Source organism: Streptomyces sp. LUP47B, from assembly GCF_001746295.1.
Classification (GTDB): Bacteria; Actinomycetota; Actinomycetes; order Streptomycetales; family Streptomycetaceae; genus Streptomyces.
This window is the reverse complement of record NZ_MJAH01000008.1, coordinates 137,092-148,652: the sequence shown is the minus strand read 5'-3', so window position 1 is coordinate 148,652 and position 11,561 is coordinate 137,092. Positions and strand designations below refer to the sequence as shown.

At 70.3% G+C, this 11,561-nt stretch carries 9 protein-coding genes; 3 read left to right on the top strand and 6 right to left on the bottom strand.

Annotated features, from left to right (window positions below; all coding sequences use genetic code 11):
- Positions 1 to 23: 23 nt before the first annotated feature.
- Complete coding sequence (locus tag BFN33_RS25090; protein ID WP_069762408.1) at positions 24 to 1,343, bottom strand: NAD(P)/FAD-dependent oxidoreductase; 1,320 nt, start codon at positions 1,341 to 1,343, stop codon at positions 24 to 26.
- 6 nt (positions 1,344 to 1,349) lie between these two features.
- The gene (locus tag BFN33_RS25085; RefSeq protein WP_059207550.1) at positions 1,350 to 2,186 is read right to left on the bottom strand and encodes an SDR family oxidoreductase; all 837 of its coding nucleotides are present in this window, start codon (positions 2,184 to 2,186) and stop codon (positions 1,350 to 1,352) included.
- A gap of 283 nt (positions 2,187 to 2,469) precedes the next feature.
- On the opposite strand from BFN33_RS25085, the gene BFN33_RS25080 reads away from it, so the two are divergent.
- On the top strand, positions 2,470 to 2,730 hold the full coding sequence (locus BFN33_RS25080) for a hypothetical protein (protein WP_069762609.1): 261 nt from the start codon (positions 2,470 to 2,472) through the stop codon (positions 2,728 to 2,730).
- A gap of 23 nt (positions 2,731 to 2,753) precedes the next feature.
- On the opposite strand, the gene BFN33_RS25075 is transcribed toward BFN33_RS25080, so the two are convergent.
- Positions 2,754 to 3,038 carry a hypothetical protein gene (locus BFN33_RS25075; RefSeq protein WP_069762407.1) on the bottom strand — a complete coding sequence of 95 codons (285 nt, stop codon included), beginning with the start codon at positions 3,036 to 3,038 and terminating at the stop codon, positions 2,754 to 2,756.
- 92 nt (positions 3,039 to 3,130) lie between these two features.
- Positions 3,131 to 4,561, bottom strand: coding sequence for an endo-1,4-beta-xylanase (locus BFN33_RS25070; RefSeq protein WP_069762406.1), 1,431 nt, complete (start codon positions 4,559 to 4,561; stop codon positions 3,131 to 3,133).
- 316 nt (positions 4,562 to 4,877) lie between these two features.
- Here BFN33_RS25070 and BFN33_RS25065 point away from each other — a divergent pair, with 316 nt between their 5' ends.
- Both BFN33_RS25065 and BFN33_RS25060 read left to right on the top strand, forming a co-directional pair.
- Positions 4,878 to 6,344, top strand: coding sequence for a non-reducing end alpha-L-arabinofuranosidase family hydrolase (locus BFN33_RS25065; protein ID WP_069762405.1), 1,467 nt, complete (start codon positions 4,878 to 4,880; stop codon positions 6,342 to 6,344).
- 153 nt (positions 6,345 to 6,497) lie between these two features.
- On the top strand, positions 6,498 to 7,703 hold the full coding sequence (locus tag BFN33_RS25060) for a metallophosphoesterase (RefSeq protein ID WP_069762404.1): 1,206 nt from the start codon (positions 6,498 to 6,500) through the stop codon (positions 7,701 to 7,703).
- Between the two features lie 9 nt (positions 7,704 to 7,712).
- On the opposite strand, the gene BFN33_RS25055 is transcribed toward BFN33_RS25060, so the two are convergent.
- Positions 7,713 to 8,561 (bottom strand): endonuclease/exonuclease/phosphatase family protein, encoded by an 849-nt coding sequence (locus BFN33_RS25055; RefSeq protein WP_069762403.1) that lies wholly within the window; start codon positions 8,559 to 8,561, stop codon positions 7,713 to 7,715.
- Between the two features lie 64 nt (positions 8,562 to 8,625).
- On the bottom strand, positions 8,626 to 11,559 hold the full coding sequence (locus BFN33_RS25050) for a hypothetical protein (protein ID WP_069762402.1): 2,934 nt from the start codon (positions 11,557 to 11,559) through the stop codon (positions 8,626 to 8,628).
- Positions 11,560 to 11,561: the final 2 nt, after the last annotated feature.

Below are 11,561 nucleotides of genomic sequence, written 5' to 3'. Positions count from 1 at the left end.
GGTGGGGCTGAGGAAGGACAGGTTTATTGAGGGGGCGGCCCGGCGGCCGCGGCGTCGGTGTCGGGCATGGTGAAGGCGCGTTCGCGGCGCGATCCGGTGGCGAAGGCGACGGACCAGCTGAGCACCGCTCCCAGCCTGCTGCGGAAGCCGGTGAGGAAGGCCAGGTGGATGAAGAGCCAGACGAGCCAGCCGGGGAACCCCGAGAGGTGCAGCGGGCCGGCCTTGACCACGGCCCGGCCGCGGGCGATGTAGGCGGCGCTGCCGAGATCCAGGTACTTGAAGGGCTTCGGCTCCTTCGTCCTGCCTTCGACCTGGTGTCGCACCGTCCGGCCCGCGTAGGCGCCCGACTGCATGGCGACCTCGGCCAGGCCCGGCAGCCGGTCCAGGCTCATCACGTCACCCGTGACACGGATCTCCGGGTGACCGGGCACGGTGAGGTCGGGTTCGACCAGGATGCGTCCGGCCCGGTCCTGCTTGGCACCGGTGGCACGGGCCAGGGCGGCCGCGATCGGCGGCGCCTCGACGCCCGCCGTCCAGAGCACGGTGCGCGCGCCGAACCAGGTCGCCTTGCCGTCGTGGTCTCGTACCGTCAGGCCGCGGGCGTCGATGTCGGTGACCCTCGCGCCCAGGTGGAGTTCCACACCGAGCCCCTCCAGGGTTCGGGCCGCGCGATGGGCCAGTGCCGGGCCGAACGCGCCCAGCACGGCGTCGGACCCCTCGAAGAGCAGCACCCGGGCGTTGGCGGAGTCGATCTTCTGGAACTCACGGTCGAGGGTGTGGCCGGCGATCTCCCGGATCTGTCCGGCGAGTTCCACGCCGGTCGGCCCACCACCGACGAGCGCGAAGGTGAGCCACTGCTGCCGTTCGCGGTCGTTCGCCGCCGTTTCGGCCATCTCGAACGCCCGGTAGATCCGTCGGCGGATGTCGAGCGCGTCGTCCAGGGTCTTCATGCCGGGGGCGTGCGCGGCGAACTCGTCGTGCCCGAAGTAGGACTGGCGCATCCCCACCGCGAGGATCAGTTCGTCGTACGGCAGCACGAGGGCTGCGCCGTCGGACCGCCGGGCGTGGACCAGTCGGGCGTCGGCGTTCACGTCGGTGGCCTCGGCGAGCACGCACCTCACGTTGTGGTGGCGCCGCAGGACCCCGCGCAGCGGCTGGGCGATCTGCCCCTCGGAGAGGATTCCGGAGGCGCACTGGTACAGCAGCGGCTGGAAGAGGTGGTGGGCGCGGCGGTCTACGACGGTCACCGCGACCGGTGACTTCCGCAGTGCACGGGCGGCGAAGAGTCCGGCGAACCCCCCGCCGAGGATCACCACCCGGCGGGGTGTGACGTGATCCTGCATCGGGGGTCAGCCTCCGGTGGCGAAGCCGGGGAAGAGCGTCATTCCGCCGTCGACGTAGAGGGTGCTGCCGACGACGTAGTCGAGCAGGTCGGACGCCATGGCGACGACGGCGTTGGCGATGTCGTCCGGATCGCCCACACGGCGGTACGGGATCAGGCGCAGCAGCTCGGCCTCGGCCTCGGGGGTGTCCCAGGCGTCGCGGTTGATCGGTGTGCGGATGGCGCCGGGTGCGACGGCGTTGACCCTGATCCGCTTGGGCGCCAGCTCCTGGGCGAGGGTCTGCATCAGCATGCCCACTCCGCCCTTGGAGGAGGCGTAGTTGACGTGGCCCGCCCACGGGACGATCTGGTGGACCGAGCTCATGCAGATGATCTTTCCCGCCGAACGGGAGACCTCCTCCACCACACCGCGCCGGACGAACTCCTTGGCCGCCTCTCGGGCGCACAGGAACTGGCCGGTCAGGTTGACGTCGATGACCTTCTGCCACTGGGCGAGCGTCATCTCCGTGACGGCCGCGTCCCGCTGGAGGCCGGCGTTGGCCACCATGATGTCGATGGTGCCGAACTCCTCGACCATCCGAGCGACCATGGCGGTCACCTGGTCCTCGTCGGACACGTCGGCCTCGTGGGCGTAGGCACGGACGCCGAAGCTCTCGATCTCCTTCACGACGTTCTCCGCCTCGTGCGCACCGACGACGTAGTTCACCACGACGTCCGCTCCGGCCCGGCCCAGGGCGACGGCGGTCGCCAGGCCGATGCCCGAGTTGGCCCCGGTCACCAGTGCCTTCTGGCCCTTGAGCAGTTGCGCGGACGTCGTTCCGCGGTTCTCGGCTTTCGTTGTCATCGCGATGTCTCCTTGGACGTTTCGGACGGCATGCCCTCAGGAACCGGGTGAGGGCGACGAAAGCACCCTGCCCCGTGGGCGGCACCGACCGGCACACGGTGCCGCCGAATTCACCGGGACATGTCACACCGTCGGGCTACAGCCGCCGGGCCGCTGGGAATCAGCAGTAAAATGAATGACGAATACATCAGGGGAATCTGATGGAACGGACAGCAACATGACTGCATCAATAGGCGCCGTACAGCAGTCCCGGTCCCGACCCGTTCAGCCGGGCGCCCCCGACGTGGACGAGGAAGACAAGAACGCCCGCGCGGCAGCCGACGCGGCCGTCGCACACAACGCCGTGGTGGTCGACGTATTCGGCAAGCACCTGGAACTGCCGCCGCCCGACCACCTCGCCTTTATGGCAGGGCTGGGCGTGCTCGCGGCACTCGAAATCATCGAATGGCCGGTGGCCCTTGCCATAACAATTGGGCACAAGCTCGCTCACAGCCACCATGGCCGCGCACTGCGAGAATTCGGTGACGCACTGGAAGAGGCCTGAGGCATCGGTCAGTGTTCCCGAACCTAGCGGGCGATCGACCCGTTCTGGGCGTCGGAGGCGGAGTGCCACGCCCGTGCGCCCGCCAGGGACGCCTCCTTGGCCTGTCGCCACTTCATGGCCGCCTGCTGGGAGGGGGGCACGTCCATCTCGCGGACCATGCGGCGGCCCGCCGAGAACACGGCGAAGGCCGCGACGCCCATGCCGGCGCACGCCAGCACGGCACCGGCCGCGGTGAGCACGGCGCCGGTCCTGATGAGCCGGGTGTCGATCTCGATCATCCGCTGAGAGTGGCGGTATTCCTGGTTCATGGCTCCACCATCCAACGAAGGGAGCCGCCTCGCATCCTGACCGACGGCCCGGGGGTTGCCTGGAGGCTGCGCTCCAGGCAACCCTGCATCCGTCAGGTGCGGGTCCAGCGCTGGTTGCTGCCGTTCGAGCAGGTGTAGAGCTGGATCAGGGTGCCGTTGGCGGTGCCGCCCGCGACGGCGTCGAGGCAGAGGCCCGACTGGACGCCGACGATGGATCCGTCGGAGTTGAGGCGCCATTTCTGGTTGTCGGCGCCCCAGCAGCTGTAGATCTGGACCCTGGTGCCGTTGCCGGTGCCGCCGGCGTCCAGGCACTTGTTGCCGTAGACCCTGAGCTCACCGGCGGCGGTGTACGTCCACTGCTGGTTGGTGCCGTTGTTGCAGTCCCACAGCTGGAGCTGGGTGCCGTCGGTGGTACTGCTGCTGGGCACGTCCAGGCAGCGGCCCGACCCGACGCCCTTGACCGTTCCGGATCCCGCGGGGGGCGTGGAGGTGCCGCCGTTGAGTGCGTTGAGGACGGCGGTGTAAGCGGGCTTCTTGCTGCCGTCGCCGTTGAACAGCAACGGCGTGTCCTGCGATCGCCAGGAGTCGGTGTCGCGCACACCCCAGACGGTGATGCCGAGGCAGCGCGAGACGGCCAGGCAGTCGTTGGTCACGTTGGCGTAGGTCGTGGCCGAGGCGCCCTGGATGTCGAGTTCGGTGATGGCCACGTCGACGCCGAGGGCGGCGAAACTCTGCAGGGTGGTGCGGAAGTTGCTGTTGTAGGGGCTGCCGCTGTTGAAGTGCGACTGGAAGCCGACGCAGTCGATCGGCACGCCGCGCTGCTTGAAGTCCCGCACCATGGCGTACACGGCCTGGGTCTTGGCCCAGGTCCAGTCCTCGATGTTGTAGTCGTTGTAACAGAGCTTGGCGGCCGGGTCGGCGGCGCGCGCGGTGCGGAAGGCGACCTCGATCCAGTCGTTTCCGGTGCGCTGCAGGTTGGAGTCCCGCCGGGCACCCGAACCGCCGTCGGCGTAGGCCTCGTTCACGACGTCCCACTGGGCGATCTTGCCCTTGTAGTGGGCCATCACGCCGTTGATGTGGTCGATCATGGCCTGGCGCAGCGTGCTGCCGCTGAGGCTCTGCATCCAGCCGGGCTGCTGGGAGTGCCAGGCCAGGGTGTGGCCGCGCACCTTCTTGCCGTTCTGTACCGCCCAGTTGTAGACGCGGTCACCGGCGGTGAAGTTGAACTGGCCGCGCTGCGGTTCGGTGGCGTCGATCTTCATCTCGTTCTCGGGCGTCACCATGTTGAACTCACGGCCGGCGATCGTCGTGTACGCCGAGTCGCCCAGCCTGCCCGAGGCGATGGCGGTGCCGAAGTAGCGGCCGCTCTGCGCCGCCGCGGCGCCGAGCGTGTTCTCGGCGGCGTGTGCGGCCGGCGGCGGGACCAGTGCGGTGACCGCAGCGAGGACGACGACGACAAGCGCCGGCAGCAGGCCGCGGATCTTCCGGCGGACAGCGGGTCTGGAAAGGGCGTAGGAGCCCATGACTGTGCCTCCAAGGTGGTCTTCACGGAAGGACTGAAGCGCAGGGGCGGGCCGGAACCCGGGCAGTCTGAGTCACCGGGCGCCTCGGTCATGGGACCGGGACGATGATGGATCGTCAATACTCCCCGCAGAAAAAGTTTCCGTTTCTCGACCGAAACATTCGTAATTCCGGCGAGCCGGTGAGGTGCTGTTTACAGACAGATCCGCGACAGACCTTGACCCAGGAGTCGCACATTCCTAGCTTGTGGCGTCGAAGTATCCGGGATTTCTTCGAAACTTTCGAAATCACCCCCCGGCCCCCAAAGGAGGCCCTCTGATGTGGTGTCGCCACGTGTCCCCGGTCCGGCTCAGACGCTTACTCGCGGTCCTTGCGCCCTTGCTGCTCGTGGCCGCCTTCCTCGGTGCCCAGCCCGCGGGCGCGGCGACCGTGGACCCCGGCGCCTCGTATGTGCTGGTCAACCGCAACAGCGGCAAGGCCCTGGACGTCTACAACCTGGCGACCGACGACGGCGCCCGCATCACCCAGTGGTCCAGGAACGATCAGGCCCAGCAGCAGTGGCAGTTCGTCGATGCCGGGGGCGGCTACTACCGCATCAAGTCCCGCCACTCGGGCAAGGTGCTGGACGTCTCCAACTGGTCCACCGCGAACGGCGGCGCGATCGTCCAGTGGACCGACCAGAACGCCACCAACCAGCAGTGGCGCCTGGCCGACAGTTCGGACGGCTACGTGAGGCTCATCTCGCGCCACAGCAACAAGGCTCTCGAAGTGCAGGGCGCCTCCACCGCCGACAGCGCGAACATCGTCCAGTACGACGACTGGGGCGGCACCAACCAGCAGTGGCAGCTCGTCAAGGTCGGCGGCGACACCTCCGGCCCGTGCGATCTTCCGTCGACGTATCGCTGGACGTCCACGGGCGCGCTGGCGCAGCCCAAGCCGGGATGGGTCTCGCTGAAGGACTTCACCGTCGTCCCCTACAACGGCAGGCAACTCGTCTATGCGACGACGCACGACACGGGGACGAGCTGGGGTTCGATGAACTTCGGCCTGTTCACCAACTGGTCGGAGATGGCCTCGGCAAGCCAGAACACGATGTCGTCCTCCACCGTCGCACCCACGCTCTTCTACTTCGCGCCGAAGAACATCTGGGTGCTCGCCTACCAGTGGGGCGGGACTGCCTTCTCCTACCGGACGTCGAGCGACCCCACCAACCCGAACGGCTGGTCGGCCCCGCAGGTGCTGTTCTCCGGAAGCATCTCCGGTTCCGGAACCGGACCGATCGACCAGACGCTCATCGGTGACGGGACGAACATGTACCTGTTCTTCGCCGGTGACAACGGCAAGATCTACCGGGCCGGTATGCCGATGGGGAACTTCCCGGGCAGCTTCGGCACGACGTCGACCGTGGTCATGAGCGATACGACGAACAACCTGTTCGAAGCCCCGCAGGTCTACAAGCTGCAGGGCCAGAACCGCTACCTCATGATCGTCGAGGCGATCGGCTCGCAGGGCCGCTACTTCCGCTCGTTCACGGCCACCAGCCTGAACGGCTCGTGGACACCCCAGGCCGCGACCGAGAGCAATCCCTTCGCCGGCAAGGCCAACAGCGGCGCCACCTGGACCAATGACATCAGCCACGGCGAGCTGATCCGCACGAGCGCCGATCAGACCATGACCGTCGATCCCTGCAATCTGCAGTTGCTCTACCAGGGGCGCAGCCCCAGCTCAGGCGGTGACTACGGCCTCCTGCCCTACCGTCCGGGTCTGCTGACACTGCAGCGCTGACGGCGTGGCGGGCTCGGCGAGAGGCCGGGCCCGCCCACGTCACGCGACAACGCCGGCGCGCCCGAGGGTCCGCGCCCGTGCACACCGGCCCGGCCGGCCCGAGGGCGACCGGATACAGTGCGCGGGACGGCAGCCCCGTCAGGGAGGCGAAGCGTGACCGACACCAGCGACACCCGACCCGCCGACAGCGAAGCGCAGGCACCGCGGCAGAGCAGACTGCACCGCCTGATGCGCTACCTCCCCCTGATCGCCCCCGTCCTGCTGTGGGCCGTGCCCTGCTGGGTGCTCCTGTACGCCGGCCAGCACTGGCCGCTGCCCGTCACGTCGGCCGGCACCGCCCTGTTCGTCCTCGGCCTCGTCGGTATGCCGCTCGCGATGATGCGCGGCCACGGCCGGCGCCAGCAGGACCGGGCGGCGATCGTCGGTGACACCCTGCTGGGCAGCAGCTGGGTCCTGTTCACCTGGTCCGTTCTGCTCGGTGTCCTCCTGCGGCTCGCCCTGACCGTGGCCGGTGTCGGCGAGGGCCAGGACCGGGCCCGCATCGTCACCTGGGCCGTCCTCGGCACAACCGCCGTACTGCTCGCCTGGGGGTACGCCGAGGCCCGCCGCGTGCCACGCGTGCGCCGACTCGACGTGCGACTGCCACGGCTGGGTGCCGGTCTGGACGGCCTCCGGGTCGTCCTCATCACCGACACCCACTACGGCCCGCTCGATCGCGCTCGCTGGTCGGCGCGGGTGTGCGAGACGGTGAACACTCTGGAAGCGGACGTGGTCTGCCACACCGGCGACATCGCGGACGGCACCGCCGAACGCCGCCGCGCCCAGGCCGTCCCCCTCGGTACCGTGCAGGCCACCCGGGCCCGTGTGTACGTCACCGGCAACCACGAGTACTACAGCGAGGCCCAGGGCTGGGTCGACCTGATGGGCGAGCTCGGCTGGGAGCCGCTGCGCAACCGCCATCTGCTGCTCGAACGCGGAGGCGACACCCTCGTGGTCGCCGGCGTGGACGACGTCACCGCCGAGTCCTCCGGCCTGGCGGGCCACCGGGCCCACCTCGCCGGAGCCCTGAACGGCGCCGACCCCGACCTACCCGTCCTGCTCCTGGCGCACCAGCCCACGTTCGTCGACCGGGCGGCGGCCGCCGGCATCGACCTCCAGCTCTCCGGCCACACCCACGGCGGCCAGATCTGGCCCTTCCACCACCTGGTCCGCCTCGATCAGCCCGCCCTGGCCGGCCTCAGCCGACACGGCGCCCGCACCCTCCTCTACACCAGCCGTGGCACCGGCTTCTGGGGGCCGCCGTTCCGGGTCTTCGCGCCCAGCGAGATCACCCTGCTGGTGCTCCGCTCCTCGCACTGAGTTCGCGGGTCAGCGGCGCGGGGCCAGCTCCACGTCGGCGTACACCAGGTGGTGGTCCGAGACCGCGTTCGGATGCACGCGTTGCCTGAGCGGGACGTAGCCCCGCAGGAACACGTAGTCGAACTTGCTCTGCCAGTCGGTGGTCGGCTCGCAGCTGCCGGTCGACGAAGGATGGCACTGTGGGTCCGCGTCCCCGGCCAGTTTCCACATCGGAGTGAGTTCGTAGGCGTCCGGCACCGCGTTGAAGTCGCCGATGACGATCGTGCGGTCGTACCGGGCGACCTCCTTGGCGAGTACGCCGACCTGGTCCGCCCGGACCGCCTCCTGACGTCGTTCGGCGAGGTGGGTGTTGAAGACCCTGACCGGGCGGCCGCCCACCGTGGTGGTGACCTCCATGTAGCCACGGTCCTCGGAGCCGCCGTCGGGATACTCCTCGGTGACGACGTCGGTCATCGGGGCCGCCGAGAGGATGGCCTCGCCGTAGCCGCCCGGGTTCCAGGGCGCTCCCCCGCAACGGCCCCAGCTCTGGAGAACCGCCCCGTACTCGACGTGGTAGACGAGGCCGTGGAGGTTCTCCAGATACTCCCGGATCTTCTCGACGTCACCCACACATGCTTCCTGCAGGCCGACGACCTGGGGCGCGAAGGTGGCGATCTCCGCGGCCCGGTCGTCGTTGCCCGTCTCGCAGGGGTTGCACAGATTCCACGTCATGACCCGGTTCGGTACGACGTCCCTGACGGCTTTGTCGGGCAGCGACCTGGCGTCGAGGGCACCGCTGGGTGCACTGGGTCCCGAGAGCACCATCCAGGCCACGACCAGGGCGCCCACGAGCAACCACGTGCCCTTTCCGAACACCATCGCCTCCTCGACGCGGAACCATGGGGCAACTGACGTCCGCACGAACGATGTTATGGGAAGGGGCTCACTCCTCGTCGCGAAGCCGGCTCGCCAGGGAGGTCAGCGGCTCCGTCTCCTCGGTGTGACCCAGGGCGGTCAGGTGGGAGACGGCGGCGTCGAGGCGGGTGAGGGCGGGGGCGGGGCGTTTCAGGTAGAGGCCCTCCACGGCACCCGCGAGGCGGACGCACTCGGCCCACTCGCCGACCCGGTCGTCCTCCGGCCCAAGCTCGCCGAGGAGGGCGAGGGCCTTCTCCAGGGCGGTCAGCGCGTCCTCGTACGCGCCGGCGTAGGCGTTGACCCGCCCGTGTTCGTAGGCCAGGGCGCTGTCCAGGGAGCGGCCACGGGCCTCGTACCCGGCGGCGCGGGCCTCGTCGGCGATCCGGCCGGCGTCGGCGAGGAAGGCGAGGGCGTCGGCCAGGCCCTCGGTGCCCTGCTGCTGGGCCTGGAGGCGGGCGAGTTCGCGCAGGGAGTTGCTGAGCAGTTCGTAGCGCGGGTCCCGGGCATGGGCGGCGATCGCCTGGTCCGCGGCCTCACGGGCCGGACCGAACTCGCCGGACTCGCCGAGGAGTACGGCCGTCTCCGCGGCGATCATGGCGTGGCTGCCCGGGTCGTCGTCCCAGCCGGCCGACTCGGCCGCGAGCGCGGCGAACTCCGCCGTGGCGGCCTTGAGGTCCTCCCCCGCGCGCAGTGCGCGGGCCCGGGTCAGGCGCAGTTGCGCGGCGAGGCGGTCGTCCAACTCGCCTGCGGCGACGTCCGGTTCGGCCAGCAGGGAGTCGAGCAGGGCGATGCAGTCCTCGACGCGCCCCAGGTCGAGGCTGAGCTGCGCCGCGTTGCTGTAGGTGCAGAACGCCTCGATCCGGCTGCCGTTGCGAAGGTCCGCCTCCGCCGAACGCGTCAGGTGCCGCAACGCCTCCTCGGGACGGCCCAGGTGCATGCAGGCCTCGGCCAGATCGCCGTGGAGGCGGTTGGCGTCGACCGTGTCGGCCGGCCAGTCGGCGGCCAGTCGAAGAGCTTCGGTGAGGTTGGCGTGCGCGGCCTCGGGGTCCCGGAGGGCGAGCTGGAGCCGGCCGCGCAGTCCGAGGGTGCGGGGCAGGTGCCAGGCGGGGCCCTGCGCCTTCAGCCGGTCGAGGAGGGCGTCGATCTCGGAGACCGCGGCGGGCAGGTCGCCGGCGATGGCGTGTGTGCTGGCCCGCAGCATCAGGGCGCCGGAAATCTGCCCCGTGATGTCGTGCCGGGTGGCGAACGCGTGCAGCAGGTCCGCCTCGGCGAACACCGGCGCGACGTACTCCTTGCTTCCCGTCGTCTGCAGGCGCAGGCCGAGCGCGGTCGCCCGCAGCCGGAGCAGTCGGGCCTCCTGGTACGGCGCGAGGCCGGTGGTCTCCTCGTGCAGGCGGACGAGGGACGCGTGGGCGGCGGTCAGCGCGGCCGTCGTCGCCTCGGCTCCGTCCGTGTCCTCGGCGGGGATCCGGGCGGTGGCGAGCAGGGCGCAGCCGCGGGCGACGGCCGCGTGACCGGGCTCCGAGGCGTCGTCGTAGAGGGCCGCGGCCTCCTCGTTGAGGGCGGCGGCTTCGGCGAAGTCGTCCTTGTTGGTCGCCGAGGTCGCCTCGTCCGCCAACAGGTCGGCGCGCAGCCGGATCAGCGGGCCCGCGGCAGGGTCGTCGGGGTGGGTGTAGTCGCGGGCCGCGGTGAGCGTGCGCAGCCGCGCGAAGCAGGCCTGGGCGTCCGGATGCCCCTGTTCGTCCAACTTCCGCGCCTGGACGATGAGTTCGGGCAGGGCATCGGGAACGGCGGCGGCCGTGCGGGAGGCGGGCGCCGCGACCGGGGCGGCCGGGGCGACGTCGTCGAGGCTGCGGGTGCGCAGGGTCAGTTCCAGCGCGTCGAGGAGGGGTGCCCGGTCGAGGCGGGCCCGGCGGCGGTCGGTGTGGGTCGTCGTCCCGTTGCGGGCGTCGAAGCGGGCGGCGAGGTCGTCCGCGCGACCCCGCACCTCGGCGTTCAGCCCGGCCACCGTCCAGGTACGGCCGGCGTACCCGGCGGCGGGCAGTTCCCCGTGGCCGAGGTGCGCGACGCGCTGGAGGAGGACCTCGACGCCGGTAAGGAAGTCGAGCTGGTCCAGGGGCGAGTCGACCTCGTCGAACAGGTTCCGGTTCTCGGCGAGCAGCTCCAGGCCGCGGGCCTCGTTTCCGGTCAGCGCGCAGAACTCCAGGTGCCGGCCGACCTCCCCGGACATCGCGGGGTTGCGGCGGCAGCCGCGGTGGCCGACGAGGTGCAGTTCGCGCGCCCGGTCGGCCTGACCGGTGCGCAGCAGGGGCAGCAGCGCGTACGACAGCGAGCGGGCCGGCTCCTCCTGGCACGACTCCTTCCCCGCCAGGACGGGCTCCCAGGTGCGCAGCGCCCGTGCGTCGTCGCCGGCGGCGAGGTGGAACAGGGCGCGCTCGCAGATCTCGCAGGCCTCGCAGTCGCTGAGCCGGGTGCGGGCGCGGCCCGCCCACAGTTCGTAGGCGAGCGCGGTGTCCTCGCCGACATGGGCGGCGAGCTGGTACGCCTGTCCGTAGTAGGGCTGGAGGCCGAGACCGGCCTTCTCGTAGCGGTCGCGCATCTCCGTCAGCCACTGGCGCAGGCTGGCCAGCGGTATCTCGGGCAGCTGGCGCAGGGCGTGGCCCACCCACTTGAACCGCCAGAACAGCAGGTGGCGCAGGCGCTCGTCGAAGACGTCGGGCTGCTCGTCGAAGAGGGTGAGCAGACGGGCGAAGACGACGGGAGACTTCCGGGGTTCGGAGCCGTAGGTGTACGCCTCCTGGAGTTCGAGGAGGGCGTGGATCAGCGGTACGGGCTCCTCGAACTGCTCGGCGGCGTCGACGAGTTCCTCGGCGGTGACGGTGCGGGTACGGCCGTAGGGACGCTCGTCGTTGTCCTGGAGCGCCTGGTACAGCTCGTCGGTGGTCTGGATCGTGGTGGGCATCG